We start from the raw sequence: 25867 nt of genomic DNA on the forward strand, positions 1-25867 counted from the left end.
CCTCGCCGCCCGGAGAAGCACGGATGCCCCCCGACGCGACCTTCGCCCCGGTCGACCGCGACGAAACCCTCGCGGAGAAGGTCTATGCGCGCCTGCGCAGCGCCCTGGTTGGCGGTCGGCTGGTGCCGGGGCAGAAGCTCGTGCACCGGCAATTGGCGCAGGACCTCGGCGTCAGCCCGACCCCGGTGCGGGAAGCGCTGCTGCGCCTGGTCTCGGAAGGCGCGCTCGACCTCGATGCGCGGGGCATCGCCTGGGTGCCGCGCCTGCCGCGCGACCGCTACGCCGAGATCATGGAACTGCGCGAGGAACTCGAAGGCCGCGCCGCCGCCCGCGCCGCCACGCTGGCCACCCCCGCCGACATCGCCGCCCTGCGCGCCATCCATGCGCGGCTGATGAAGGGCCGGCGCGCGGAGGACGGCGCCGTCGTGCTGGCCGAGAACGAGCGCTTCCACTTCGGCGTCATCGCCATCGCGCGGATGCCGGTGCTGCAGCGGGTGGTGGAGAATCTCTGGACCCAGGTCGGCCCGACGATCAGCCTGCTGTCCTCGGTGCCGCGGAAGATCTCCCCCGCCGGCCACCCGCATGACGACCTGCTGCGCGCGCTCGAGACCCGCGACCCTGCCGCCGCCCGCGCGGCGGTGGAACGCGACCTGCGCGAGCATGCGGCGATCGTCGCGCCGCTGCTCGGAACAGCCTAGAGGCCGAGGCGGTCCCTGATCCGCCCTTCCATCACCTTCGCCATGACGCCGAGCCGCCAGAAGCCGTGGAAGGCCATGGGGCGGATCGGCGTGACGGGCATGGCGATGTCCCGCGCCGGCGTGCCCGTGGCGAGCTTCGCGATCTCCCCGCCCATCGCCGTCGACAGCGCCACGCCGCGGCCGTTGTAGCCGAGGCAGGCGTAGAGCCCTGGCGCTGGCTCGTGGATATGCGGGTAATGGTCCTCGGTCATGGCCAGCTGGCCGTTCCAGCCATGCGTCCATGCCGCGCCGGCCAGCACCGGCCACAGCCGTTCCGCGTAGCGCACCAGATAGCGGACCGGCCCGGGCCCATCGATCGGCCGCTGCGGCCCCCGCCCGCCGATGAGCAGCCGACCGGCCTGGTCGACGCGCAGATAGACGGTGATGTTCCCGCTCTCGTACAGCGACCCGCGCAGCGGCAGGATGCCGCGCGCCACCTCCGGCGCCAGCGGCGCCGTCGCGACGATGGAACTGAACACCGGCACGACGCTGCGCCGCAGCCCCGGCCAGAGGTCATCCGTATAGCCGTTGGTGCCGAGCACCACCATGTCGGCCCGCACGACGCCCGCCGGCGTCGTCGCGCACCAGGTGCCGCCCTCCCGCGCCAGGCGCGTCACCGGCGTCCCGCCATGGATGCGCGCCCCCGCGCGCAACGCGGCATCGGCAAGACCGCGCGCATAGTCGAGCGGCTGCACGTCCCCGCCACTCGCATCGAGCATGATCGCCCGGTAGCGCCGATGCCCCGTCGCCGCCCGCGCCGCATCCTCATCGAGCAGGCGCACCGGGAAGCCGCGCCGCATGCCCTGCTCGGCCGATCGCCGCAGGCCCTCGGCATGCCGCGGCTGGTAGGCCGCGCGCAGCGTGCCGCCCTGGCGCGCATCGCAGGCGATCTGCCAGCGGCGGATCAGGGCGAAGGTCGTCTCCGGCGCTCCCCAGGCGAAGCGCACCATGCGACCGCCCAGATCGGGTCCGAAATCGCGCTCCACCTCGTCCGGATCGGGCTTGAGGCCCGGATTGACCTGGCCCCCGTTGCGCCCGGACGCGCCCCAGCCCGGTTCGGCCGCATCGAGCACGACCACGCGCACGCCTCGCTCGGCGAGGTGCAGCGCCGTGGACAGGCCGGTGAAGCCGGCTCCGATGACGAGGACATCCGCCCGCACGTCGCCGTCGAGCGGCGGGGTGGGCGGTGCCGGCCGCGCGGTGGCGGCGTAGAGGCTGGGCGGAAGCGACGGCGCGGCGTTCGGCATGCGGCGCGAGCCTAGGAGGGGCCGGTCGTCACGTCACCTGCCCGCGGTGTGCGACGTCAGCCGAAGGCGAGCTGCACCTTCATCGAGGCGCGTCGATCGGCGGCGAGGTCGAAGGCCGCCTGGGCATCGGCCAGCGGCCGCGTCGCGGTGATCAGGGGCCGCACGTCGATCTCGCGTCGCGCGATCAGCCCGGCGGCATGCTCGAATTCCGGATGGAACCGGAAGGACCCCGCCAGGCGCAGCTCCTTCGCCACCACGACGTTCATCGGCACGTCGAAACTGCCGCCGATGCCGACCTGCACGATGGTCCCGCGCGGCCGCACGCAGGCGATCGCCTGGGCCAATGCGCGCGGATTGCCGCTGCATTCGATCGCGAGGTCGAAGCGACCCTTGTCCATCTCCTCCGCCGCCAGCGCATCCCTGTCTGCGGCGACGTTCACCGCCGCCGACGCGCCGAGCCGCCGCGCGAATGCGAGCGGTTCGTCCACCACATCCGTCACCGTGACCTCGGCCGCGCCGGCATGCTTCAACGCGAGCAGCACCACGCCGCCGATCGGCCCGAAGCCGGTGACCAGCGCGCGCTTGCCGCGCACCTCGCCCGCCTGACCGACGGCATGCAGCGCGACGGCGAGCGGCTCGCTCATCGCCGCCTCCCCGATCGAGACGACATCGCCCACCGGCACGCATTGCCGTGCCGCGACCACCAGCCGGCGCCGGAAGCCGCCCTGGACGTGCGGCATGCGCATCGCACTGCCCCAGAAGCGCATCTCGAGGCAGTGCTGCGGCTCGTCGCGCGCGCAGTATTCGCAGGCGCCGCACGGGTGGGAGGGATTCACCGCCACCCGGTCGCCCGGCTTCAGCCCGACCACGCCGGCGCCCAGCGCCGCGACGGTGCCGGCGACCTCGTGCCCCAGCACCATCGGCTCGCGCACCCGCACCGTGCCGAAGCCGCCATCGAGGTAGTAGTGCAGGTCCGACCCGCAGATCCCGCCGGCGCCGATATCGACCAGCACCTCCCCGGCGCCGGGCGCCGGCAGATCGACCATCTCGACCCGCAGGTCGCGCTGGCCGTGGATCACGCAGGCTTCGGTCGTCGTCATGGCGCTCCCCCAGGGTCCCGGCGGGCCGGCCCGTCGGCGCGCATGATCGTCCAGTCCGGCACCAAGATCGAGACCGTGCGCGCGCCCTCGTTGCCTGACCGCGTCTAGGCCCGGTGCCCGAGCTGGCGCGACAGGTCGCGCCCGGCCTGCCGCACCCGCCGCGCGAGGCCCGCGAGCTTCGGCTGCACCCGCGCCAGCGGGCCGGCCAGCACGATCGCCGCCACGACCTCGCCGCGCGCATCGAAGACCGGCGCGGCGATGCCGACGACCCCATCGGTCGATTCCCCGAGCGTCACCGCATAACCCTGCTCCCGCACTTCCGCGACGATGCGGCGAAGCGCGCGGCGATCGGTGACGCTGGTCGGCGTCTCCGCGGTCAGCCGGGCGCTGCGCAGGAAGGCCTCCGGCCAGGGCGGCGGCAGGTAGGCCAGCATGACCCGGCCCGAGGCCGTGCAGTGGATCGGCCGCAGGTCGCCGACCGTCGCGGCGAAGCGCAGCGCGGTGCGGCTCTCGACCTTGTCCGTGTAGACCATCGCGCTGCGATCGGGGGTGAGAACGGCGAGCATCGCCGTCTCCCCCGTGCCCTCGGCCAGCGCCTCCAGCGCCGCGCGCCCGGCGCTGCCGAAGCCCGGCGACTGCCCCGCGAGGATCGCGCGCGCCAGGCCGAAGGCCTCCGGCCCCAGCCGCCACGCGCCTTCGGCCTGCACCGCGTATCCCGCCGTGGCGAGCCCCCGCAGCAGCCCGAGCAGCGTCGTCTTCGGCGCCCCCATCGCCTGCGCGAGCGAAGCCAGCGTCGCGCCCTGCGGCGCCGCCGCCAGGCAGTCCAGCAACTGCACGACGCGCCCGACCGAGCGCGGGCCGCTCGCGGCCTCGGGCGCGGCGTCGGGCACTATTGCGGCTCGATGCCCGCGATGCGGACGTACTCGCCCCAGACGCGCATCTGGTCGCGGAGGTACTGCGCGAACTGCTCCGGCGTCTGCGCGAAGGGCAGGAAGCCGAGCTGGCGCAGCCGCTCCTCCGTCGTCGGCCGCCGCAGCACCGCGTTCAGCGCCTGGTTGGCCCGCGCGATGATCGGCGCCGGCGTCGCACGCGGCGCCGAAATGCCGAACCACACTGTGATGTCGAAGCCCGGCACCACCGTCGCGACCGGCGGCACGCCCGGGGCGAGCGGCGTCGGGTCCTTGCCCGACTGCGCCAGCGCCCGCACCCGCCCGGCCTGCGTCTGCACCAGGCCGTTCGCGAGATCCGTGAAGGTGCAGTCGATCCGGCCGGCGGATACGTCGGTCAGCGCCTCGGCGCCGCCGCGATAGGGCACGCCGGTCAGCCGCGCGCCGGCGGCGCGGGCCAGCACCTCGGTCATGATCTGGCTGCTGGCATTGCCGTAGCTGAAGGTCAGCCCGTCCGGCCGCTGCCGCGCGCGATCGAGGAAGCCGCGCAGGTCGGCATCCGGCGCATTCGGCCCGACGACGAACAGGTACGGCGCCTCGGCGATCGACCCGACATGGGCGAAGTCGTTGACCGGGTCGAAAGGCATCCGCTTCAGGATGTGCGGGTTCACCGACGCCGCGCTGGTGCTGATGATGACCAGCGTGTGCCCATCCGGCGCGGCCTGCGCCACCGCCTGCGTGCCGACGATGCCATTGCCGCCCGCGCGGTTGTCCACGATCACCGGATGACCGAGTTCCTGCGACAGCGGCTCCGCGAGCACGCGCGCCAGCACGTCCGTCAGGCTGCCCGCCGGGAAGGCGACCACCAGGCGCACCGGCCGGTCCGGCCATTGCGCACGCGCCCCGCGCGGCAGCAGCAGTGCCGGCGTGGCGAGCGCCGCGCGGCGCCCCATCCCGGTCGCAATGGTCCCGTGCTTCGTCATGCCCTGACCTTCCTCCAAGGTAGTGTTGTTCGTATATTCGAACACAGTGTGAAATTTTCGAACGTTGCCGTCAATCCCGGCATTGACAGGGCGGGGCGGTTCTGGCCCTTCTCGATCCATCTCGGGGAACGTCCATGGCATTCGAACTGACGGCCGAGCAGGCCGAGATCCGCGACCAGATGCTGAAGCTCTGCGCCTCCTTCGGCGACGAGTACTGGCTGCGCAAGGACCGCGAAGGCACCTTCCCCGAGGAATTCCACGCCGCCATGGCCAAGGGCGGCTGGCTCGGCATCGCGATGCCCGAACAGTATGGCGGCGGCGGCCTCGGCATCACCGAAGCCGCGGTGATGATGCAGGCGGTGGCCGAGAGCGGCGCCTGCATGACCGGCGCCTCCGCCATCCACATGAACATCTTCGGGCTCAACCCGGTCATCGTCTTCGGCACCGAGGACCAGAAGCAGCGCGCCCTGCCGCCGCTCATCGCCGGCACCGACAAGCCCTGCTTCGCGGTGACCGAACCCGATGTCGGCCTCAACACCACGCAGCTCAAGACGCGGGCCGAGCGCAACGGCGACCACTACGTCGTGCGCGGCCAGAAGATGTGGATCAGCACGGCGCAGGTCGCCAACAAGATGCTGCTGCTGGCGCGCACCACGCCGCTCGATGAGGTGAAGCGCAAGACCGACGGCCTGTCGCTCTTCTACACCGACATCGACCGCGCCAAGGTCGAGATCCGCCTGATCGAGAAGATGGGCCGCCACGCCGTCGATTCGAACATGGTCTTCTTCGACGGGCTCGAAGTGCCGGTCGCCGACCGCATCGGCGAGGAAGGCAAGGGCTTCCGCTACATCCTGCACGGCATGAACCCCGAGCGCATCCTGATCGCGGCCGAGGCCGTGGGCATCGGCCGGGCCGCGCTGCGCAAGGCGACGGATTACGCCAAGGAACGCCGCGTCTTCGGCCGCGCCATCGGGCAGAACCAGGGCATCCAGCATCCGCTCGCGCGCTGCTGGGCGCATCTCGAGGCCGCGAACCTGATGGTGATGAAGGCCGCCGCGCTCTACGACGAGGGCAAGGACTGCGGCGCGGAATCCAACGCCGCGAAGTACCTCGCCGCCGAAGCGGGTTTCTCCGCCGCCGAGACGGCGGTGATGACCCATGGCGGCATGGGCTACGCCCAGGAATACCACGTCGAGCGCTACCTGCGCGAAAGCCTGATCCCCCGCATCGCGCCGGTGAGCCGCGAGCTCATCCTGAGCCATATCGCCGAGCGCGTGCTCGGCCTGCCCAAGTCCTACTAGGTGCCGCGCCGGCTCGACCCGGCGGCGCCGGACCTGGCCGGCCTCATACGCCCCGGCGACCAGGTCCTCTGGGGCCAGGTGACGGCCGAACCTCCGACCCTCGTCGAGGCGATGGTCGCGCAGCGCGACGCCCTCGGCCCCTTCTCGGTGTTCCTCGGCACCGGCATGGGCCGAGCGCTGCGACCCGAACACGCCGACCACATCCGCATGACCGGCCTCGGCGGCCTTGGCACCGCGCGCGCGCTCGCGAGCGCCGGCGTGCTCGACGTCCTGCCCGTCCATGGCGGCCAGGCCGGCCGCCTGATCGCGCAGGGCCGCATCCGCTGCGACGTGGCGCTGCTGATGCTCTCCCCGCCCGGCCCGGATGGCCGGCACAGCCTCGGCTGCGTGGTGGACTACGTGGATGCCGCCATCGCCGCGGCGCGCACGGTGATCGCCGAAGTCAGCCCGCGCGTCCCCTACACCTTCGGCCATGACACGATCGGCCCGGACCGCATCGACGCGATCCTCGAGACCGACCGCGCGCCCTACGTCACCCCGCCGTCCCGCATCGGGGACACCGGCCGCGCCATCGCCGCCCATGTCGCCGCGCTGATCGAGGACGGCAGCACCATCCAAACCGGCCTCGGCGAATTGCCCGAAGCGATCCTCGAAGGTCTCTCCGGTCATCGCGACCTCGGCCTGCATTCGGGCATCCTCGGTGATGCCGGCATGGCGCTGATCCAGCGCGGCGTGTTGACCAATGCGCGCAAGCCGATCGACACCGGCCGCAGCGTCGCGACCACGCTGGTCGGCAGCGAGGCCCTCTACGCCTTCGCCCATCGCAACCCGGACGTGCTGGTGCGATCCTGCGGCTACACCCATGCGGATTCGGTGCTGGCGCAACTGCCGCGCCTCGTCGCCATCAACTCGGCGGTCGAGGTCGACCTCACCGGCCAGGTGAACGCCGAGCAGGCCGGCCGCGCGATCGTCGGCGGCATCGGCGGCCAGGCGGATTTCGCCCGCGCGGCATCGCGCTCGCCGGGCGGCTGTTCCATCATCGCGCTGCCGGCCCGCGCCTCGGGCGGGGCCAGCCGCATCGTCGCGCGGCTGTCCGGCCCCGTGACGACGCCGCGCGCCGATGTCGACGTGGTGGTGACGGAATTCGGTGCCGCGGACCTGCGCGGCTGCACGCTGTCGGAACGCCGCCGGCGCCTCCTCGCGATCGCCGCGCCCGAGGCGCGCGAGGGGCTGGACCGCGCGGTGCGGGAGGAAGGATCGGAATGACGCAGCAGACCAAGGACATGCCCGGCCGCGGCTTCGGCGCGCTGGCCGGCATCCGCGTGCTGGACCTGACGGCCGTGCTGATGGGCCCCTTCTGCACGCAGATCCTCGCCGACCACGGCGCCGAGGTGATCAAGGTCGAAAGCCCCGAAGGCGACACGACGCGCCAGTTGCCCGTCTCCCGCGCGCCGGGCCTGGGGGCGATGTTCTACAACCTCAACCGCGGCAAGCGCGGCCTGGCGCTCGACCTGAAGCGGTCGGAGGCGCGCGCCGCCCTGCTGCGCCTCGCGGAATCCGCCGACGTCTTCATCCACGCCATGCGCTCGGACGCGATCGCGCGCCTCGGCCTCACCTATGCCGACATCGCCGCGGTCAACCCGCGCATCGTCTACGCGAATGTCTACGGCTTCTCGCGCCGCGGGCCCTATGCCAAGGGCCCGGCCTATGACGACACCATCCAGGCGATGTCCGGCATGGCCGCGCTGCAGGGGCGCATGCTCGGCGCGCCGTCCTACTCGGCGACGCTGGTCGCGGACAAGGTCTCGGGCCTCACCGCGCTCTACGCCGTGCTGATGGCGCTGCTGCACCGCGCCCGCACCGGCGAGGGCCAGGAGATCGAGGTCGCGATGTTCGAGACCATGGCGAACTTCGTGCTGACCGATCACATCAACGGCGCGTTGTTCGATCCGCCGGAAGGCGAGCCCGTCTATTCGCGCGCCGCCTCCCCCAACCGCCGTCCCTACCGCACCTCGGATGGCTGGGTCGCGGCGCTGATCTACACCGACAAGCATTGGCGCGCCTTCCTCGACGTCGCGGGCCAGCCCGCCTGGGCGAAGGACCCGCGCTTCGCCACGCTGAAGGACCGCGCCAAGGTGATCGACGAGGTCTATGCACGCATTGGCGAGACCCTCGTCACGCGCAGCACCGCCGAATGGCTCGACGCCTTTGCCCGCGCCGAGATCCCGGCCGCCCCCGTCAACGAGACCTCCGCCCTGCTGCGCGACCCGCATCTCGAGGCCGTCGGCTTCTTCACCGCGCAGGAAACCCCGCTCGGCACCGTCCGCTTCCCGGGCATGCCGGCCTGGTTCTCCCGTACCCCCGGGCAGATCACCAACCCCGCACCGGCGCTCGGCGCCGACGGCCGCGCCGTGCTGGCCGAAGGCGGCTTCACCGAGGCCGAGATCGACGCCCTGCGCGCCTCCGGCGCCCTTGTCCTGCCGGAGGCGTCGTGAGCGCGCCGCGCCAGGGCCCGCTCGCCGGGATCAAGGTCGTGGAGCTCGCCGGCATCGGGCCGGCGCCGATGTGCGCCATGCTGCTCGCCGATCTCGGCGCGACGGTGCTGCGCATCGACCGGCCGGAACCGCCACAACTCGGCATCCCGCGCCCGCTGCGCCACAACCTGATCCTGCGCGGGCGGCCCTGCCTCGCCCTCGACCTCAAGCGTCCCGAATGCCGCGACCTGGCGCTGCGCCTGATCGAGGAAGCCGACGCGCTCATCGAAGGCTTCCGCCCCGGCGTGACCGAGCGCCTCGGCCTCGGTCCGGAGGACTGCCTCGCGCGCAATCCACGCCTCGTCTACGGCCGCATGACCGGCTGGGGCCAGCACGGGCCACTGGCCCAGGCGGCGGGCCACGACCTCAACTACATCGCGCTGACCGGCGCGCTCGATGCGATCGGCCGCGAGGGCCAGCCGCCGACCCCGCCGCTCAACCTCGTCGGCGATTTCGGTGGCGGGTCGATGTATCTCGCGGTCGGCATCCTGGCGGCGATCATCTCGGCGCGCGCGACCGGCCAGGGCCAGGTGGTCGACGCCGCCATCGTCGACGGCACCGCCCATCTGATGACCGGCTTCCACGGCCTGCTCGCCGCCGGGCTGTTCAACGCGCAGCGCGGCACCAACCTGCTCGATTCCGGCGCGCCCTTCTACGATTGCTACGAATGCGCCGATGGCCGCTGGGTCTCGGTCGCGCCCATCGAGGGCCGGTTCCATGCCGAACTGCTGCAACGCCTCGGCATCGATGCGGCGGACTTCCCCGCGCAATCCGACCGCGCCCGCTGGCCCGAGGCGCGCGCGCGCCTCGCCGCCGCGATCCGCACGCGCACGCGCGACGAATGGTCCGCGCTGCTCGAAGGCACTGACGCCTGCTTCGCGCCGGTGCTGAGCATGGCCGAGGCCGCGCAACACCCGCACATGCAGGCGCGCGGCACCTATCTGGAGGTCGAAGGCGTCGTCCAGCCCGCCCCGGCGCCGCGCTTCAGCCGCACACCGCCGGACGCGCCGATGCCGCCGCAACCGGCCGATCCGGCCTCGGCCGCCGCGGCGCTGGAAGGCTGGCTGCCGGCGGAGGAGATCGCTGCGCGGCTCGCCGCTATTCCAGCCGCAGCCCGCGCGCCTGGATGAAGGCGCCCCACACGCGGCTTTCCTCCTCCAGCCGCGCGCGCAGCTCGGCCGCCGTCGAGAACAACGGCTCGAGATCCGCGGCATCGAGCCGCGCCCGCACGCCCGGATCCATCAGCGCCGTGCGCGTCGCGGCGTTCAGCCGCTGCACCGCCGCGTCCGGCATCCCTGCCGGCCCGACCAGGGCGAACCAGCCCGGGCAGATCGGGCCCGGATAGCCGGCCTCGGCCTGGGTCGGCACATCGGGCAGCACCGGGGTCCGCGCCTCCCGCACCACCGCCAGCGGCACCACCTGTCCGCCGCGGATCAGCGGCAGCGCGATGCCCAGCACCGCCGTCATCGCATCCACCTGCCCCGAGGCCACCGCCGTCATCGCCTGCGGCGACCCGCCGAAGGGCACATGCGTCATCTTCACGCCGGCGCGTTCGGCGATCATCTCCATCGCGAGATGCGTCGTGTTCGCGATGCCGGCGGAGGAGAAGGTCAGCTTCTCCGGTTCCGCGCGCGCCTTGTCGATCATCTGGCGCAGCGTGGTGAAGCCGCTCTGCTTGCTCGCGATGACGACGAAGGCGGTGTTCGTCACCGGCGCGATGTAGGTGAAATCCTTGAGCGGATCGTAGGGCAGGTTGCGATAGAGATGCTGGTTGAACGCCACCATCGACACGCCCGGCAGCATCAGCGTCTGCCCGTCGGGCCGCTGCTGCTTCACATAGGTCGCGGCGATCGATCCGTTCGCGCCCGGACGGTTCTCCACCACGATCGGCTGGCCGAGCTCGCGCGCCATGATCTCGGCCATCGAGCGCAGGATGATGTCGCCCGAGGATCCCGCCGCCTGCGGCATCACCACGCGGATCGGCCCCGAGGGCGCCCAGGCCTGCGCCGAAGCCAGCCGCGGCGCCAGCAGCGGCAGGACGGGCAAGGCACGTCGTGTCAGTTTGATCATTGGTCAGCCCCCGGCAATCAGGCGGTCAGTCTGGACGGCGCGGCGGCGGGGCGCCAGGGCAGATGCAGGCGCGACGCGCCCTGCCCCGTCACCACCGTCAGCAATGGCGGGCGGCCATGCGGATGCTGCCCGATATGGTCGGCATCGGTGCCGCTGACCGACAGGCGGACGCGGCTGCCGCGCGCGAAGGTCCAGCCGGTCGGCAGCAACGGGACGCGGATCGTCTCCGCCACGCCCGGCACCATCGGCCGCACATCGGCGCGCGCGAAGCTGCGCCACGGCCAGGTGCAGACATACTCCGGGGGATGCGGTGTCTCGGCGCGATGGATCAGGCGCAGCAGGCCCTCGGTCACGTAGCGCACGGTGCCGTCGGCCTCGACTTCGCTCAGATAAACCATCAAGGAGGCATCGGGCTCGGAACTCGCGACGGTCAGCTCCGCGATGGCATGCCCGGTCAGCGCCATGGCATCGTCCAGCGGCGCGCTGGTCCAGCTCGTCAGCCGCGCTTCGCGCGCCTGCCAGTCGGTGTGGTAGGCGCGCGCATCGATGGCGGCGATGCGCTCGTACCGCGTGCCCGAGCCACTGCCCCAGCGCGGATCGGTGCGGTGCGCGACCTGGCCCGGCGCATCGTCGAAGCCGCCGCCGGCGCCGAGCGCGAGCGTCGCCGCCTCGCCATGCAGCGGCCATTGCGCCGCCGCCTCCCAGGTCTCGGCATGCTGGTGGAAGACATGCACCGGCGCCTCGGCCGCGAGGCCCGTCTCGCGCCCCATCAGGTACTCGTCGAAGAAGCGGATCAGTTCCGCGACGAGCGGGAAGTCCGGCGTCTCCCCCGCCCGCCAGGGCGAGGTGTTGATCCGCGCCCCATGGTCCCACGGCCCCAGCAGCAGGTGCCGCCGGTTCCCGGCCATGGTCAGGTAGCGCGCGATCGCCGCATTGGCGTAGCCGGCCCCGTCCATCCAGCCCGAGACGCAATAGATCGCGACCTCCGGCCGGATGCCCTCCCGGTAGTGGTAGGGCGAGATCTTCGCGACGGTGAAGGACGGATCGTAGGGCAGCGCCTCGTCGCGATAGGGGAAGCCACCGATGAAGGCCGGCTGGCGCACATTGCCCGCATGCTCCTCGAGCGCCGCGCGCAGCAGGCTGCCATCCGTGTCCTCGTCCACCGGGGCCGGGCCACACAGCGCCGGATCGGCGAAGTAGGACACACGGCGCAGCATGTCGCGCCGGTCCTGGTCCATCGCAACCATCAGGTCGTCGTAATCCTGCGCGAGCGCGGAGAGCAGGATGCCGCCCGGCCAGTAATGATCCGACCAGGTGTCCCACACCGCGAACAGCGGCGCGATCGCCTTGACGGAGGGATGCCCCGTCGAGGCCAGGAAGTCGCTCGCCGCGCCGGGATAGGAGATGCCCGTCGCGCCGAGCCGCCCGTCGCTCCAGGGTTGCGCCGCGATCCAGTCGGCGATCACCGCACTGTCCGCGCGTTCGCGCGGGGAGCGGAAACTGTCGCGCGTGCCGAAGCTCGCCCCCGTGCCGCGTGCATCGACGACGACGAGCGCATAGCCGCGCGGCACGAAGGCGTCGCGGAACTTCGCGGCGTTGGGGCAGGCTTCCGCCGTCGCGCCGGGCGCCAGCGCGAAGCGCCGGTAATAGGGCGTGTGGATCAGGATCGCCGGCAGCGGCCCCGTCGCACCTTCCGGCAACCAGACATCGACGGCGATGCGCACCCCGTCGGGCATCGGCACGTAGCAGGAAACCTGCGGGCGAGGCGGCAGCGCATACTCGGCGGGACGGTTCGCGAGATAGGCGCTCGGCGGCACGCGCCAGGCGCTGCCATTGGTGTCGGTATCGGCCATGGCGCGAGGGTGGCCTCGCACCCGCGCCGCGTCAAACGGCCATCAGCCGTGAAGGTGGCACGCCACGCCGCCGCCGCCCGTGGCGGAGGTCCAGCGCGGCGCCGTGGTCGAACACACCGGCATCGCCTGCGCGCAGCGCGGATGGAAGGGGCAGCCCGGCGGCGGATTCGCCGCGGAGGGGATCTCTCCCACGATACGTGGCAGCACCCCGCGCTGTGCCGGGTCCGGCACCGGCGAGGCCTCCCGCAGCATCTTCGCGTAGGGGTGCAGCGGATCGGCCAGCACCCGGCCCGACGGCCCTTCCTCCACGATGCGGCCGAGATACATCACCGCCACGCGGTCGCAGAACCAGCGCACCACGGACAGGTCGTGGCTGACGAACAGGAAGGACAGCCCGCGCCGTTCCCGCAACTGCTTCAGCAGCAGCAGCACCTGCGCCTGCACCGAGACGTCGAGCGCGCTGACCGGCTCATCCGCCACGATGAGCTCCGGTTCCAAGGTCAGCGCGCGCGCGATGCCGATGCGCTGCCGCTGCCCGCCCGAGAACTCATGCGGCAGCCGATCCAGCGCACCGGGCGGCAGCCCCACTTCCTCGAGCAGCGCGGCGGCACGGTCGCGCGCGTCGCGCCCGGTGGCGATGCCGTGCACGCGCATCGGTTCCATCAGCGCGGACCCGATGGTCTGCCGCGGATCGAGCGAGGAATAGGGATCCTGGAAGACGATCTGCATCTTCCGCCGCAGCGCCTTCAGCGCCGAACCGCGCGTCGAGCGCACATCCTGCCCGCGATAGGTGACCTGCCCTGCATCGGGTTCGATCAATCGGAGCAATGCGCGGGCCGCCGTGGACTTGCCGCAACCGGATTCGCCGACCAGGCCGAAGGCCTCGCCCGGCGCGATGGTGAAGGAAACATCCTCCACCGCGCGCACGATCACGGTGCGCGGGCGGGGAAACCCCTTGCGCTGCACGAAGTGCTTGCGCAGGCCCTGGACGGAGAGGAGCGGCTCACTCATTGCGCAGCTTCGGGTCGGTGGCGTCGCGCAGCCCGTCGCCCACCATATTGAGTCCGAGCACCAGGAGAAGGATCGCCATGCCGGGGAAGACCGCGAGCCAGGGGCTGTCGAGGATGTTCTCGAACCCGTCGCGCGTCATGCCGCCCCAGGTCGGCGTCGGCGGCTTCACGCCAAGGCCGATGAAGGACAGCGACGCCTCCACGCGCACCGCCGTCGCCATCCACAGGGAGGCCATGACCATCACCTCCGGCAGGATGTTCGGCAGGATGTGGCGGAAGATGATGCGCAGGTGGGAATAGCCGAGCGCGTGCCCTGCCTCGACGAAGGCGCGTTCCTTCAGCGCGAGCGTCGGCGCGCGGGCGATGCGCGCGAAGGGCGCGATGGCGGTCAGCGCGATCGCCACCACCAGGTTCACCAGGTCCGGCCCCAGCAGCGCCACCACGATCAGGCCGAGGATCAGAGAGGGGAAGGACAGCAACACGTCCATCACCTGCATCACGAACAGGTCGAACCGCCCGCCGATATACCCTGACACCATCCCGATCGACCCGCCGATGACGCAGGCGACCGCGATGGCCCCGAGCGAGACCGTCAGCGAGATCCGCGCCCCCCACAGCAGGCGCGAGAGGATGTCCCGCCCGAACTGGTCGGTGCCGAGCGGATAGTCGCCGCCCGGCGGCGCCAGCCGGCTGATGATGTCCTGTTCCGCCGGATCATGCGGCGCGATCCAGGGCGCGAGGATGGCCGCCGCGAGGATGACGAGGCAGATCACCGCCCCGACCAGCGTCGTCGGGTTGCTGCGCGCCTTCCCCAACGCCTTGCGCCAGCCGGGCACGCGCGGGGCGACGGGGGCTTCGGCGGTCGCGCTCATGCCTGTTTCACCCGCGGGTCCATCACGCCGTAGAGCAGGTCCGTGACGAGGTTCACCACCACGATCAGGAAGCAGTAGATCACCATCAGCCCCTGCAGCATGGCGTAGTCGCGCTGGTTCAGCGCGCCGACGATGATCTTCCCCAGGCCCGGCCGGTTGAAGACGATCTCGGTCAGCACCGAATTACCGATGAGGATGCCGACATAGAGCCCGACGACGGTGACCACCGGCAGCGAAGCGTTGCGAAGCCCGTGCACCCAGACCACGCGCCGCCACGGCACGCCCTTGGCGCGCGCGGTGCGGATGTAGTCCTCGCCCAGGGAGTGCAGCATCGCGCTGCGCGTCACGCGCGTGATGTAGGCCGCCATGGTCAGCCCCAGCGCCACCGCCGGGAGCACCACCTTGTGCAGCCGGTCGCCGAAGTCGGACAGGTCGGCATTCCCGATCACCGGGAACAGCCGCCAGTACAACCCGAACAGCAGCAGCAGGTAGATGCCCGACACGAAGACCGGGAAGGACAGGCCCAGCAGCGAGAGCAGCCGCGCCGCCACGTCGATCGCGCCGTTGCGGTGCAGCGCCGCCCAGATGCCGACCGGCACGCCGACCACGACACCCAGGACCATCGACGCCAGCGTCAGGTCGATGGTGTGCGGCAGCACCGCGCCCACTTCCTCGAGGATCGGCCGGCCGGTGACGAGCGAGGCGCCGAAATTCCCCGTCAGCGCGTTGCTGACGAAGGTCCAGTACTGCACCCACATCGGCTGATCGAGGCCGAGGCGCGTGCGCAGCGCGGCGGCGGCCTCGGCCGTCGCCTGGTCGCCCAGGATCACCAGCGCCGGGTCGCCGGGCACGATGCGGACGATGATGAAGACCACCGTCAGCACCGCGAGCAGCGTCGGCACGGCCGCGAGCAGCCGCTTGGCGACGAACCAGATCATCGGCCGCCCGCGCCGCCCCTCACCGCAGCCGCGAGGCTTCGGTGATCTGCGGGCCGAGGCTCAGCGAGCCACGGAGCTGGTAGCCGTAGTCGACATTGTCGCGTCGGGCGAAGACCAGCAGCGTCTCGATCAGCGGGATGCCGCAGACATTCTCCACCAGCTTGCGCTGCGCCGCGGCCCAGAGCCGGAGCTGTTCGGCCCGATCGGTCGAGACGCGCGCCGCGTCGATCTCGGCATCGGCCATGCCGCAATGGGAGAAGTTCGTCACCGCGGTCGGCGTGCCGACGATGCTGCGCGAATGGTAGAACTGCGTCAGGTAGATGTCCGCGATCGGGAAGCGCGCCGCCGAGTAGTAGACGAGCGGCGAGAGATTCTGCCGGATCTGCTGGTGGAAGGTCGCGTGCTCCACCACCTGCAGGTCGAGCGTGATGCCCGCGCGGCGCAGCTGCTGCTGGATCACCTGCATCGCCGCCAGCATCTCCGGCAGCTGAGTGTGCACCACGCGCACCGTCAGCCCGTTCGGATATCCGGCCTCGGCCAGCAGGGCGCGGGCGCGGTTCAGGTCATGGGGCAGCAGACCGTTGTCCGCCGTGAAGCCGAGATAGCCGCGCGGCACCAGCGACTGCCCCTCGCGGCTGGTGTCCTGGCCGCGCCAGCGCACCATCTCGGCGCGGTTCACCGCCATGGCGAGCGCCTGGCGCACGCGGATGTCGTTGAACGGCGGCTGGGTGACGTTGACGTTGATGATGGCGAGCTCGGCCGGCTCGAACACGTCGACCGTGACGCCCTGCTGCTGGCGCACCCGGTTCACCCAGGTCTGGTCCGACCGCCCGTAGTTCAGGTCGAGCTCGCGGTTCTGGAACGCGAGGTCGCGCGAGGCATCGGAGGGGATGAAGCGGTAGGAGATCCGCGCGATCTGCGGCGCGCCGCGGAAATAGGCCGGGTTGGCGACGAACTCCGCGCTCTGGTTCGGCGTCACGCGCTCCAGCGCGAAGGGCCCGGTGCCGATCGGCGCGCGGTTGAAGCCGTCGCCCCGCTCCTCGACCGCGCGGCGGGAGACGATGAAGCCGCCGGCATAGTTGGTGAGGATGCCGAGCAGGTTCGGCACGTTCTCCTTCAGCACGATCCGCACGGTGTAGGGATCGACCGCCTCGACCGTCTCGATGGCGCGCAGGTCGGCGCTGAAGGCGCTGGTCTGGGCATTCGCCGCCTTGCGCAGGCTGAACACCACGTCGTCCGCAGTCAGCTCGCCGTAATTGCCGTGGAAGCGCACACCGCGGCGCAGGTGGAAGGTCCAGGTGCGGCCATCGGCGCTGGTCTCCCAGCGCTCGGCCAGGTCGGGCTCGATCGCCGCGGCGTCGATCGACCCCGGCGGGAAGCGCACCAGCCCGTTGAACACCCAGGGCATCGGCACGCGATCGATGGTCGAGACGGCGAAATGCGGATCGAGCCGTCCCATGTCCTGCGCCGCCATGCCGACGCGCAGCGTGCCCTGCTGCGCCATCGCCGCCGGCGCGACCATGGCGAAGGCCGCCGCCAACACTCCCGCGCGAAGTTTCATGGCCCCAGTCTCCCTGTTCGTCATCGGGTATCCTGCACCGCGGCACCCGCGGCCTCGAAGGCGGTCGCGCCGGTGGCGACGTGGCAGCGCGCGCGATGCGCGGCGCCGACATGCGCCAGCACCTGCGGCGCCTCGCAGCCCGCGCGCTTCTCCGGACAACGGGAGGCGAAGGCGCAGCCGACCGGCATGGCATCCAGCGGCGGCACCCGGCCCGGGATCGCCGACAGCGCCTGGTGCGGCTGATCCAGACGCGGGATCGCCGCGAACAGCGCGCGCGTATAGGGATGCGCCGGCGCCGCGAAGATGTTCGCGACCGGCCCTTCCTCGACGATCTGGCCGGCATACATCACCGCGACCCGGTCCGCGATCTGCGCCACGACGCCAAGGTTGTGGGTGATGAACAGCACCGCCATGCCGTGCCGTTCCCGCAGGTCCGCGAGCAGCCCCAGCACCTGCGCCTGGATCGTCACGTCGAGCGCGGTCGTCGGCTCGTCCGCCAGCAGCACGGCGGGCTCGCAGGCCAGCGCCATGGCGATCATCACGCGCTGCCGCATCCCGCCCGAGAACTGGTGCGGATACTCCCGCAGCCGCGTCGCGGCCGAGGGGATCTTCACCTCCTCGAACAACGCGCGCGCCTTCTCCAGCGCGGCGGCGCGCGACAGACCCTTGTGGATGACGAGCGCCTCGGCGACCTGGTCGCCCACGGTCATCACCGGGTTCAAGGAGGTCATCGGCTCCTGGAAGATCATGCCGATGCGGTCGCCGCGCAGCTTTTCCCACTGCTTCTCCGGCAGGCCCGCCACCTCCTGCCCCTCGAGCAGGATCCTGCCGCCCGCCACCCGGCCGAGCGGCGGCTGCACAAGTCCCATGATCGACAGCGCGGTCACCGACTTCCCGCAGCCGCTCTCGCCGACCAGCGCCAGCGTCTCGTTGCGCGCGAGGCCGAAGGACACGCCGCGCACCGCCGATCGCCAGGTTCCCGCGATGCGGAACTCCGTGCGCAGATCCTCGACCGCGAGGGCAGCGGGCGCTGTCATCATCGCAGCGTGACTTCGCCACGCCGCGCTGTCCAGCATCGTCGTGCACCGTTGCGGCGGCGCCGCGCCGGGGCTAGCGATGCCGCGGGCGCCGACGCCCCGCCACCAGGAGGAATCGCGCGATGCGCAGCATGGTCTTCGCCGAGGCGCTGCTGCCCGAGGGCTGGCGCCGCGACGTGCACGTGGAAGTGGATGCGGACGGCCGCATCGCAACCGTCACGCCCGATGCGGCTCCCGGCCGCCTGGTCGCGCTGCCCGGCATGCCGGACCTGCATTCCCACGCCTTCCAGCGCGGCATGGCGGGCCTGACGGAACATGCCGGCGCCAGCGACGATTCCTTCTGGACCTGGCGCGAGCTCATGTACCGCTTCCTCGCGCACCTCACGCCCGAGGACGTCGAGGCCATCGCCACCCTCGCCTATGCCGAGATGCTGGAGGGCGGCTTCACCCGCGTCGGCGAATTCCACTACCTGCATCACGACCCCGACGGCACACCCTACGCCGACCGCGCCGAGATGGCCGCGCGCATCACCGCGGCGGCGCGGGCGACCGGCATCAACCTGACCCTGCTGCCCTCCTTCTACGCCCATGGCGAGATCGGCGGCGCACCGCCCGTGCCGGGCCAGCGGCGCTTCCTCAACGACCTCGACGGCTTCGCCGCGCTGGTGGAGGGCAGCCGCCGCGCCATCGCCGGCCTGCCCGGCGCCAATCTCGGCCTCGCCCCGCATTCCCTGCGCGCCGCGACGATCGAGGAGATCCGCGCCGTCGCCGCCATGGCGCGCCCCGGCGAAACGCTGCACATCCACGCCGCCGAGCAGGTGAAGGAAGTCGAGGCCGCGATCCGCATCCTCGGCCTGCCGCCGATCGCCGCCCTGCTCGAGGCCGGGCTGCTCTCCGAACGCTGGTGCCTGATCCATGCGACGCATGGCACGGCGGCGGAGCTCGCGCAGGCGGCGGGATGCGGCGTCGTCGCGGGCCTCTGCCCGGTGACCGAAAGCAACCTCGGCGACGGAATCTTTCCCGCGCCGGGCTTCCGCGAAGCCGGCGGCCTGTTCGGCGTCGGCACGGATTCCAACGTGCTGATCTCCGCCCCGCTGGAACTTCGCACGCTCGAGTATTCGCAGCGCCTCGCCCTGCGCTCGCGCAACGTGCTCGCGCCGCGCGGCGGCTCGACCGGGCAGGCGCTGTGGCAATCGGCCGTCGCGGGCGGCAGCCGCGCGCTCGCCGCCGGTCCCGCCGGCATCGCGCCTGGCGCCTGGGCGGACCTGGTGCTGCTGGATCCCGCCGCCCCTGCCTTCGCCGCGCGCTCCGGCGAGCGGATGCTCGACAGCCTGCTCTTCGCCGCGCGCGACGGCGCCATCCACGAGGTCTGGGTACGCGGCACGCGCGTCGTCGCGGACGGCGTCCATCCGCTCCGCGCCGAAGCGGAACGGCGCGTCGCCGCCATCCTCGCGCGCGTCCTCGCGGCGTAGGGTTATGACGCCGCGCTCATCGCCGCGGCGGCCCGGCGCAGCGTCGGGTCGAAGGGATTCACCTGGCGGCTGATCGCCGCGGCTTCCTGCCTCAGCATCTCCGCGATGATCGGCTTGCGTTCCGCCGACAGCCGGTCGGTGGTGGTGCCGATCGACAGCGCCGCGACCGCGCGCCCGTCGCTGTCCACGATCGGCACGCCGACGCCCGCCATGCCCGGGATCAACCCGCTGGCACCGCCGCAGAAGCCGTCGCGCTGCACCTGGATCAGCTCGGCGCGCAGCGAGGCCTCGTCCGGCCCGCCATAATCACGCATGCGCGGCAGGTTGTGGCGGATGATCTCGTCCTGCTCCGCCGGCGGCAGGAAGGCGAGGATCGCCACCGAGCCCTGCCCGATGCCCAGCGGCACCCGTCCGCCGATATCCCCCGTGAAGGACCGGATGGGCAGCGGCCCCGCGCTGCGCTCGATGCACACCGCGTCGTAGCCGTTGTGGACCAGCAGAAACAGCGTCTCGCCCAGCGACGCCGTCAACCGCAGCAACGTCGGCCGCGCCAGGTCGCGCAGCCCCATCACGTCCCCCGCCTTCGCGGCGAGCAGGAACAGGTCGAGCCCCAAGGTGTAGCGCTTGCTGCGCGCATCGAAGGCGACCATGCCCTCGGTGCCGAGCGCGCGCAGGATCCGGTGCACGGTCGGTCGCGGCAGCGCGGCCCGCTCGGCGAGGTCGGTCAGCCGAATGCCGCCACCGCCCGCCGCGCCAATCAGGCGCAGCAGGCTGAACACGCGCCCCACGCCGCCGGCGGCGCCCGCATCCTGTTCCATAAAATGCCTACTCGTCGTTCGTCGGACACGGCAAAATTCCGGAGAATGAAATTCTCCGGCAAAAATTGCCGTTGTATGAAATTGGCACTTGCCGCACGTCAAAATGCAACGGGATAGTCACGCCCGACCGAATTTTCTCCGCGAGAGGGGCGAGCAGCATGGCCCGTTGGCGTGTCGGCGTGGATTCCGGCGGAACCTTCACGGATGTCTGCCTCTTCGATGAGGAGGCAGGACGCGTGGAGGTCTGGAAGGTCTCCTCCACCCCCGACGATCCCTCGCGCGGCATCGCCCAGGGTGTCGAGGAAGGCATGCGCCGCGTGGCCCCCGACGCCGCGCAGCCCGGCGCCTCGGTCGCCTATTTCGGCCATGGCACCACCGTCGCGACGAACGCGCTGATCCAGCATCGCGGCGTGAAGACCGGCCTGGTGACCACGGACGGCTTCCGCGACCTGCTCGAGATCGGCCGCCAGAAGCGCCCCGACCTCTATGACATGCAGGCGGACAAGCCGCCGACCCTGGTCTCGCGCGACCTGCGGCACGAAGTGCCGGAACGCGTGCGCCATGACGGCCGCATCGACCTGGCACTGGATGAAGCGCGGATGCGCGCGGCCGCCAAGGCCCTGAAGGAGGCCGGGGTCAAGGCGATCGCCGTCTCCTTCCTCTACGGCTTCATCCGCCCCGAGCACGAGAAGCGCGCCGTCGAGATCCTCCGCGAGGAGATGCCCGACGTCTTCATCAGCGCCGGCCACGAGATCGCGCCCGAGTTCCGCGAGTTCGAGCGCCTGTCCACCGTGGTGCTGAACGCCTATCTCGGCCCGGTCATGCGCAACTACATCGAGCGCCTGACCCCGCGGCTGCGCGACATCGGCATGACCGCGACGCCGCACCTGACGCAGTCGAACGGCGGCGTCATCGGCTTCGGCACCGCGGCCGAGATGCCGGTCCGCGCCGTGCTCTCCGGCCCGTCGACCGGCGTCGTCGGCGCCCAGGCGATCGGTGCGCTGGCGGGTTACGAGGACCTGATCACCTTCGACATGGGCGGCACCTCGACGGACGTCGCGCTGCTCAACGGCGGGGCGTGCAAGCTGACGTCCGAGGCCATCGTGCACGGCTATCCGATCAAGGCGCCGATGCTCGACATCCACACGGTCGGCGCCGGCGGCGGGTCCATCGCCTGTATCGATGCCGGCGGCCTGCTGAAGGTCGGTCCGCGCTCCTGCGGCGCGGATCCCGGCCCGGTCTGCTACGGCCGCGGCAACACCGAGCCCGCCACCACCGACGCCAACGTGGTGCTGCAGACGCTGAACCCGCAGTACCTGCTCGCCGGCCGCATGAAGGTCGACCAGGGCCTGGCGAAGGAGGCCATCGGGCGGCTCGCCACCCAGCTCGGCCTCGGCGTGATGGAAACCGCCCAGGGCATCATCTCGGTCGTCACCGCCAACATGGCGCGCGCGATCCGCGTGATCTCGGTGCAGCGCGGCTACGACCCGCGCGACTACACGCTGATGGCCTTCGGCGGCGCCGGCCCGCTGCACGCGGCACGGCTCGCGCGCGAGCTCGACATGAAGCGCGTGCTGGTGCCGCCCTACCCCGGCATCCTGTGCGCCATGGGCCTGCTGCTGACCGACCTGCGCGCCGACTTCGCCGCGACCAAGCTGCTGCCGGCGACGGCGGAGTCGGTCGGCGAGGTGGCGGCGGCCTTCGACGGCCTCGCGACCCGCGCGACCGAGTGGTTCGCGCATGAGGAGATCGCCCCGGCCGACCGGCACCTCACCCGCACGGCCGACATGCGCTACGCCGGCCAGAACTACGAACTCGCCGTGCCGCTGCCCGAAGGCCCGATCACGGCGGCGACCATCGCCACCCTGGCCGAAGGCTTCGCCGAGGCGCACAAGCAGCGCTACGGCTTCGTCGCGGAAGGCGAGCCGGTGCAGCTCGTCACCCTGCGCCTCGAAGCGACCGGCCGCGTGAAGAAGGCCGAGCTGAAATCCTTCCCCGATGCCGGCCCCGACGCCTCCGGCGCCATCATCGGCAAGCGCGAGGTGTGGTTCCCCGAAGCCGGCGCCTTCGTCGCCACGCCGATCTACGCGCGCGAGAAGCTGAAGCCCGGCAATACCTTCACCGGCCCGGCCATCGTCGAGCAGATGGACACCACGACCGTCGTCCTGCCCGGCATGACCGCCCGCGTGGATGCATACCTCAACCTGATCCTGGAGGTGGCGGCATGAACGACGCGCCCGCGACGCACACCCCCGTGCTCGACCCCATCACCGTCGAGGTGATCGGCGCCTCCCTCTCCTCGATCGTCGAGGAGACGGGGGAAGCGCTGATCCGCGCCTCCTACTCCACCAACATCAAGGAACGGCGCGACTGCTCCACCGCGCTGTTCGACACGGACGGCAACACGCTCTGCCAGGCCGAGCACATCCCCATCCACCTCGGCAGCTTCATCGGCATCGTCCCGCACGTCCTGAAGCTCCATCGCGTCGAGGACATGCGGCCCGGCGACGTCTTCGTCGGCAACGACGCCTATGAGGGCGGCGGCACCCACCTGCCCGACATCGTGCTGGCCGAGCCGATCTTCGTCGACGGCGCGATCGTCGCCTGGACGGTGAACCTCGCCCACCACTCGGACTTCGCCGACCGCGGCCACGCCCACATCTACCAGGAAGGCCTGCGCATTCCGCCTGTGCGCCTCTACCGCGCCGGCGAACTGCAGAAGGACATCCTCGACCTCATCCTGCTGAACTGCCAGGTCCCGCGCGAACGCCTGTCCGACCTGCGCGCCCAGATGGCGGCAAACCGCGTCGGCGTGCAGCGCTTCCAGGCGCTGTGCGCGAAGTACGGCACGGCGACCGTGAAGGCCGCCGGCGCGGCGCTGCTCGACTACGCCGAGCGCAAGATGCGCGCCGGCATCGCGGCGATGCCCGACGGCTCCTGGATCTTCGAGGACGTCTTCGAAAGCACCGAGGTCACCGAACAGCTTCCCCTGAAGGTGAAGGTCACCATCCAGGGCGACGCGATGTCGCTGCACTTCGACAGCCCGAAGCAGCTCCGCGCCGGGCTGAACATGACCTGGACCGCGCTCGCCGCCACCGCCTACTACGTGGTGAAGTCGGTGGTCGATCCGACCATCCTGCCCAATGCCGGCCTCGCGCGGCCGCTCACCGTCACCGCGCCGAACGGCACCGTGCTGAACTGCAGCCACCCGGCCGCGGTGAACGGGCGCGTGCAGACCTGCCAGCGCGTCGCCGACCTCATCCTCGGGGCGCTCGCGCAGGCCGTGCCGGATCGCGTGACCGCCTGCTCCAACTCCGTCTGCACCGTCGCGAGCTTCATTGGCCAGCGCGAGGACGACGGCGCGCTCTGGGTCTACCTCGAAACCATGGGCGGCGGCGGTGGCGCCCGCGCGACCAAGGACGGCCTCGATGGCATCCATGTCCACGTCACCAACACCTCCAACCTCCCGGTCGAAGCGCTCGAGATCGAGTATCCGCTGACCCTGCTGCGCTACGAACTGGTCGACGGGTCCGGCGGCGCCGGCACCCATCGCGGCGGCATGGGCCTGCGGCGTGTCTACCGCGCGGATGCCGACTGCCGCGTGCGCGTCGACGTCTCGCGCCTGTCCTCCAGCTCCTGGGGCCTGCTCGGCGGTGGCGCCGGCGGCCATGGCGCGGTGGAATGCGGGCCCGGCGTGGTGTTCGACAAGGACAGCGCGGTGCTCGCCCCCGGCCAGTGGTTCGCCGTCGTGAGCCCCGGCGCCGGCGGCTACGGTCCGCCGGACAAGCGCGACCGCGCCGCCGTGGCACGTGACCTGGCGGAGGGCGTGATCAGCCCCGCGACCGCCCGGGAGGTCTACGGCTACACTGGCTGACACAGGGTTCCGTCTGGGCAAGAAGCAAGGAGAGTCCCGCATGCGTCCGACCGCCTCCCGCCGCGCCGTGCTGGCCGGTTCCGCCGCCGCCGCGATGCTGCCGTTCCTGCGTGTCCCCGGCGCCCGCGCCGGCACGCCGGGCGAGCTGACCTTCGGCCTCTCCTCCTTCCCGCCCAGCATCCAGCCCTGGGCGAACACCGGCACCGCCGCCGCGACGGTCAAGCTGATGATCTATCGCGGCCTGACCTCCTACGGTCCCGACGGCGCGCTGCGCGGCGAGCTCGCGGAATCCTGGCAGCCGATCGGCACCCAGGGATGGGAGTTCAAGCTGCGCGACGCCCGCTTCCAGAACGGGGAGAAGGTGACGGCCGCCGACGTGAAGTGGACGATCGAACAGATCGCTGCCGAGCGCTCCACCGCCTATTTCCGCGCCGAGATGCAGGGCGTCGAGCGCATCGAGACGCCCGACGACCGCACCATCCGCATCTTCCTCAAGGCCCCCGTGGCGACGCTGCCGATCATGATGGCGTCCTACCACCTGCCGATCATCTCGCGGAATTCGCCGCGCGGCAGCTTCGTCGGCGCCGGCCCCTTCATCATCAAGGCGCAGGAACGCGGCGTCTCGCTCGAGCTCGAGCCCTTCGCCGGCTTCTTCCGCCCCGGCCTGCCGAAGCTGAAGCGCATCCGCGCCGTCGCCTATGCGGATGAGAACCTGCGCGTCGCCGCGCTGCGTTCGGGCGATGTCGACCTGATCGAATACGTGCCCTGGCAGTCGATGGACGCCATCACCGCCGACCCGGCGCTGAAGCTCGACACCGTCGACGGCGCCTTCATGTTCCTGGTGTTCAACGGCACCCGCGCGCCGTTCAACGACCCCCGCGTCCGCCGCGCCGTGGCCCACGCCATCAAGCGCGACGAACTCGTGCGCGCCGCCTTCTTCGGCCGCGGCTCCGCGCTCATGCAGTTGCCCGTCGCGGAATCGAGCCTCTTCTACAACGCCGAGTTCAAGGAAGGCTGGAAGTACGACCCCGACCTGTCCAAGCGCCTCCTCGCGGAGGCCGGGCACGCCGGCGGCATCTCCTGCTCCCTGCTCTCGACCGCCCAGTACGGCATGCACAAGGACACCGCCGAGGTGGTGCAGCAGCACCTGGCCGCCGTCGGCATCCGCGCCGAGCTCAACCTGCCCGACTGGGCAACGCGCGTCGCGATCGGCAACCGCGGCCAGTACGACCTCGCGGTGATGGGCACGGCCGCCGATTCCAACGACCCGGACGGCATCGCGAACTTCATCGACGGTTCGCTCGCGCCCTCCTACGTGCGCTCCTTCGGCCTCAGGATCGACCGCATCACCGAACTGCTCGCGGCCGGCCGTGCCGAATTCGACCAGGCCAAGCGCCGCGATATCTATCGCGAGATGGAGCGCATCGCGATCGAGCAGGCGCCCATGGTCGGCCTCACCTGGCGCAGCCAGGGCTACGCCATGCGTCGCCAGGTCACCGGCTTCACCAACCTGCCGGGCGCCCTGACCTTCTATTCGGGCCTGACCTTCGAGACGACCGACGTCGCCTGATCC

The 25867-nt window shown here is 71.5% G+C and carries 21 protein-coding genes; 9 read left to right on the forward strand and 12 right to left on the reverse strand.

Features of this window, described 5'->3' with window-relative positions; genetic code table 11:
- Nucleotides 1-23: 23 nt before the first annotated feature.
- Complete coding sequence (locus GWK16_RS05550) at nucleotides 24-698, forward strand: GntR family transcriptional regulator (RefSeq protein ID WP_170052973.1); 675 nt, start codon at nucleotides 24-26, stop codon at nucleotides 696-698.
- Here the strand turns inward: GWK16_RS05550 and GWK16_RS05555 are convergent.
- From GWK16_RS05555 to GWK16_RS05570, 4 genes are all read right to left on the reverse strand, one after another.
- The gene (locus GWK16_RS05555; protein ID WP_170052974.1) at nucleotides 695-1984 is read right to left on the reverse strand and encodes an NAD(P)/FAD-dependent oxidoreductase; all 1290 of its coding nucleotides are present in this window, start codon (nucleotides 1982-1984) and stop codon (nucleotides 695-697) included. The two genes, GWK16_RS05550 and GWK16_RS05555, sit on opposite strands and share 4 nt — an antisense overlap.
- 56 nt (nucleotides 1985-2040) lie before the next feature.
- On the reverse strand, nucleotides 2041-3084 hold the full coding sequence (locus GWK16_RS05560; RefSeq protein ID WP_170052975.1) for an L-idonate 5-dehydrogenase: 1044 nt from the start codon (nucleotides 3082-3084) through the stop codon (nucleotides 2041-2043).
- Between the two features lie 104 nt (nucleotides 3085-3188).
- Nucleotides 3189-3974: an IclR family transcriptional regulator domain-containing protein gene (locus tag GWK16_RS05565; RefSeq protein WP_170052976.1), complete on the reverse strand. Its 786-nt coding sequence runs from the start codon at nucleotides 3972-3974 to the stop codon at nucleotides 3189-3191.
- Complete coding sequence (locus tag GWK16_RS05570; RefSeq protein ID WP_170052977.1) at nucleotides 3974-4954, reverse strand: Bug family tripartite tricarboxylate transporter substrate binding protein; 981 nt, start codon at nucleotides 4952-4954, stop codon at nucleotides 3974-3976. Before GWK16_RS05570 ends, GWK16_RS05565 begins: the two co-directional genes overlap by 1 nt.
- Nucleotides 4955-5088: 134 nt before the next feature.
- Between GWK16_RS05570 and GWK16_RS05575 the strand changes: the two genes are divergently transcribed.
- Genes GWK16_RS05575 through GWK16_RS05590 form a run of 4 tightly spaced genes read left to right on the forward strand, consistent with a single transcriptional unit; the run spans nucleotide 5089 to nucleotide 9919 of the window.
- Nucleotides 5089-6255: an acyl-CoA dehydrogenase family protein gene (locus GWK16_RS05575; RefSeq protein ID WP_170052978.1), complete on the forward strand. Its 1167-nt coding sequence runs from the start codon at nucleotides 5089-5091 to the stop codon at nucleotides 6253-6255.
- A complete protein-coding gene (locus tag GWK16_RS05580) occupies nucleotides 6256-7521 on the forward strand; it encodes an acetyl-CoA hydrolase/transferase family protein (protein ID WP_338144416.1) in 1266 nt (421 codons plus the stop codon). It abuts the gene before it with no gap.
- Nucleotides 7518-8750 (forward strand): CaiB/BaiF CoA transferase family protein, encoded by a 1233-nt coding sequence (locus GWK16_RS25170; RefSeq protein ID WP_248291190.1) that lies wholly within the window; start codon nucleotides 7518-7520, stop codon nucleotides 8748-8750. Before GWK16_RS05580 ends, GWK16_RS25170 begins: the two co-directional genes overlap by 4 nt.
- Nucleotides 8747-9919 carry a CaiB/BaiF CoA transferase family protein gene (locus GWK16_RS05590; RefSeq protein WP_338144417.1) on the forward strand — a complete coding sequence of 391 codons (1173 nt, stop codon included), beginning with the start codon at nucleotides 8747-8749 and terminating at the stop codon, nucleotides 9917-9919. Before GWK16_RS25170 ends, GWK16_RS05590 begins: the two co-directional genes overlap by 4 nt.
- Here the strand turns inward: GWK16_RS05590 and GWK16_RS05595 are convergent.
- Genes GWK16_RS05595 through GWK16_RS05625 form a run of 7 tightly spaced genes read right to left on the reverse strand, consistent with a single transcriptional unit; the run spans nucleotide 9888 to nucleotide 18133 of the window.
- Entirely contained in the window at nucleotides 9888-10835 is a 948-nt protein-coding gene (locus GWK16_RS05595; protein ID WP_211187154.1) for a Bug family tripartite tricarboxylate transporter substrate binding protein, read from the reverse strand. The two genes, GWK16_RS05590 and GWK16_RS05595, sit on opposite strands and share 32 nt — an antisense overlap.
- A 41-nt stretch (nucleotides 10836-10876) precedes the next feature.
- Nucleotides 10877-12712, reverse strand: a complete 1836-nt coding sequence (locus tag GWK16_RS05600; RefSeq protein WP_170052979.1) for a CocE/NonD family hydrolase — start codon at nucleotides 12710-12712, stop codon at nucleotides 10877-10879.
- Between the two features lie 42 nt (nucleotides 12713-12754).
- Nucleotides 12755-13723: an ABC transporter ATP-binding protein gene (locus GWK16_RS05605; protein WP_170052980.1), complete on the reverse strand. Its 969-nt coding sequence runs from the start codon at nucleotides 13721-13723 to the stop codon at nucleotides 12755-12757.
- Nucleotides 13716-14594 carry an ABC transporter permease gene (locus GWK16_RS05610; RefSeq protein ID WP_170052981.1) on the reverse strand — a complete coding sequence of 293 codons (879 nt, stop codon included), beginning with the start codon at nucleotides 14592-14594 and terminating at the stop codon, nucleotides 13716-13718. The genes GWK16_RS05605 and GWK16_RS05610 overlap by 8 nt, the downstream gene beginning before the upstream one ends.
- Nucleotides 14591-15532: an ABC transporter permease gene (locus GWK16_RS05615; RefSeq protein WP_170052982.1), complete on the reverse strand. Its 942-nt coding sequence runs from the start codon at nucleotides 15530-15532 to the stop codon at nucleotides 14591-14593. The genes GWK16_RS05610 and GWK16_RS05615 overlap by 4 nt, the downstream gene beginning before the upstream one ends.
- 19 nt (nucleotides 15533-15551) lie before the next feature.
- Nucleotides 15552-17093: an ABC transporter substrate-binding protein gene (locus GWK16_RS05620; protein ID WP_170052983.1), complete on the reverse strand. Its 1542-nt coding sequence runs from the start codon at nucleotides 17091-17093 to the stop codon at nucleotides 15552-15554.
- A gap of 20 nt (nucleotides 17094-17113) precedes the next feature.
- Nucleotides 17114-18133 carry an ABC transporter ATP-binding protein gene (locus GWK16_RS05625; protein ID WP_248291191.1) on the reverse strand — a complete coding sequence of 340 codons (1020 nt, stop codon included), beginning with the start codon at nucleotides 18131-18133 and terminating at the stop codon, nucleotides 17114-17116.
- A 119-nt stretch (nucleotides 18134-18252) separates the two neighbouring features.
- On the opposite strand from GWK16_RS05625, the gene GWK16_RS05630 reads away from it, so the two are divergent.
- A complete protein-coding gene (locus GWK16_RS05630) occupies nucleotides 18253-19602 on the forward strand; it encodes a formimidoylglutamate deiminase (RefSeq protein ID WP_170052984.1) in 1350 nt (449 codons plus the stop codon).
- Between the two features lie 2 nt (nucleotides 19603-19604).
- On the opposite strand, the gene GWK16_RS05635 is transcribed toward GWK16_RS05630, so the two are convergent.
- On the reverse strand, nucleotides 19605-20420 hold the full coding sequence (locus GWK16_RS05635) for an IclR family transcriptional regulator (RefSeq protein ID WP_170052985.1): 816 nt from the start codon (nucleotides 20418-20420) through the stop codon (nucleotides 19605-19607).
- Between the two features lie 158 nt (nucleotides 20421-20578).
- Between GWK16_RS05635 and GWK16_RS05640 the strand changes: the two genes are divergently transcribed.
- The 3 genes from GWK16_RS05640 to GWK16_RS05650 are packed head-to-tail and all read left to right on the forward strand — an operon-like array spanning nucleotide 20579 to nucleotide 25864.
- Nucleotides 20579-22648, forward strand: coding sequence for a hydantoinase/oxoprolinase family protein (locus GWK16_RS05640; RefSeq protein ID WP_170052986.1), 2070 nt, complete (start codon nucleotides 20579-20581; stop codon nucleotides 22646-22648).
- On the forward strand, nucleotides 22645-24294 hold the full coding sequence (locus tag GWK16_RS05645) for a hydantoinase B/oxoprolinase family protein (protein ID WP_170052987.1): 1650 nt from the start codon (nucleotides 22645-22647) through the stop codon (nucleotides 24292-24294). The genes GWK16_RS05640 and GWK16_RS05645 overlap by 4 nt, the downstream gene beginning before the upstream one ends.
- 40 nt (nucleotides 24295-24334) lie before the next feature.
- The gene (locus tag GWK16_RS05650) at nucleotides 24335-25864 is read left to right on the forward strand and encodes an ABC transporter substrate-binding protein (RefSeq protein WP_170052988.1); all 1530 of its coding nucleotides are present in this window, start codon (nucleotides 24335-24337) and stop codon (nucleotides 25862-25864) included.
- Nucleotides 25865-25867: the final 3 nt, after the last annotated feature.

It is taken from the genome of Neoroseomonas marina, from assembly GCF_012927745.1.
GTDB lineage: Bacteria > Pseudomonadota > Alphaproteobacteria > Acetobacterales > Acetobacteraceae > Neoroseomonas > Neoroseomonas marina.

What these genes read in the sequence shown, in the direction of transcription:
- GWK16_RS05605 (WP_170052980.1), bottom strand. Translation starts at nt 13,723, where the DNA reads ATGAGTGAGCCGCTCCTCTCCGTCCAGGGCCTGCGCAAGCACTTCGTG.
- GWK16_RS05625 (WP_248291191.1), bottom strand. Translation starts at nt 18,133, where the DNA reads ATGATGACAGCGCCCGCTGCCCTCGCGGTCGAGGATCTGCGCACGGAG.
- GWK16_RS05635 (WP_170052985.1), bottom strand. Translation starts at nt 20,420, where the DNA reads ATGGAACAGGATGCGGGCGCCGCCGGCGGCGTGGGGCGCGTGTTCAGC.
- GWK16_RS05570 (WP_170052977.1), bottom strand. Translation starts at nt 4,954, where the DNA reads ATGACGAAGCACGGGACCATTGCGACCGGGATGGGGCGCCGCGCGGCG.
- GWK16_RS05615 (WP_170052982.1), bottom strand. Translation starts at nt 15,532, where the DNA reads ATGATCTGGTTCGTCGCCAAGCGGCTGCTCGCGGCCGTGCCGACGCTG.
- GWK16_RS05645 (WP_170052987.1), top strand. Translation starts at nt 22,645, where the DNA reads ATGAACGACGCGCCCGCGACGCACACCCCCGTGCTCGACCCCATCACC.
- GWK16_RS05640 (WP_170052986.1), top strand. Translation starts at nt 20,579, where the DNA reads ATGGCCCGTTGGCGTGTCGGCGTGGATTCCGGCGGAACCTTCACGGAT.
- GWK16_RS05600 (WP_170052979.1), bottom strand. Translation starts at nt 12,712, where the DNA reads ATGGCCGATACCGACACCAATGGCAGCGCCTGGCGCGTGCCGCCGAGC.
- GWK16_RS05610 (WP_170052981.1), bottom strand. Translation starts at nt 14,594, where the DNA reads ATGAGCGCGACCGCCGAAGCCCCCGTCGCCCCGCGCGTGCCCGGCTGG.
- GWK16_RS05550 (WP_170052973.1), top strand. Translation starts at nt 24, where the DNA reads ATGCCCCCCGACGCGACCTTCGCCCCGGTCGACCGCGACGAAACCCTC.
- GWK16_RS05575 (WP_170052978.1), top strand. Translation starts at nt 5,089, where the DNA reads ATGGCATTCGAACTGACGGCCGAGCAGGCCGAGATCCGCGACCAGATG.
- GWK16_RS25170 (WP_248291190.1), top strand. Translation starts at nt 7,518, where the DNA reads ATGACGCAGCAGACCAAGGACATGCCCGGCCGCGGCTTCGGCGCGCTG.
- GWK16_RS05560 (WP_170052975.1), bottom strand. Translation starts at nt 3,084, where the DNA reads ATGACGACGACCGAAGCCTGCGTGATCCACGGCCAGCGCGACCTGCGG.
- GWK16_RS05555 (WP_170052974.1), bottom strand. Translation starts at nt 1,984, where the DNA reads ATGCCGAACGCCGCGCCGTCGCTTCCGCCCAGCCTCTACGCCGCCACC.
- GWK16_RS05630 (WP_170052984.1), top strand. Translation starts at nt 18,253, where the DNA reads ATGCGCAGCATGGTCTTCGCCGAGGCGCTGCTGCCCGAGGGCTGGCGC.
- GWK16_RS05620 (WP_170052983.1), bottom strand. Translation starts at nt 17,093, where the DNA reads ATGAAACTTCGCGCGGGAGTGTTGGCGGCGGCCTTCGCCATGGTCGCG.
- GWK16_RS05650 (WP_170052988.1), top strand. Translation starts at nt 24,335, where the DNA reads ATGCGTCCGACCGCCTCCCGCCGCGCCGTGCTGGCCGGTTCCGCCGCC.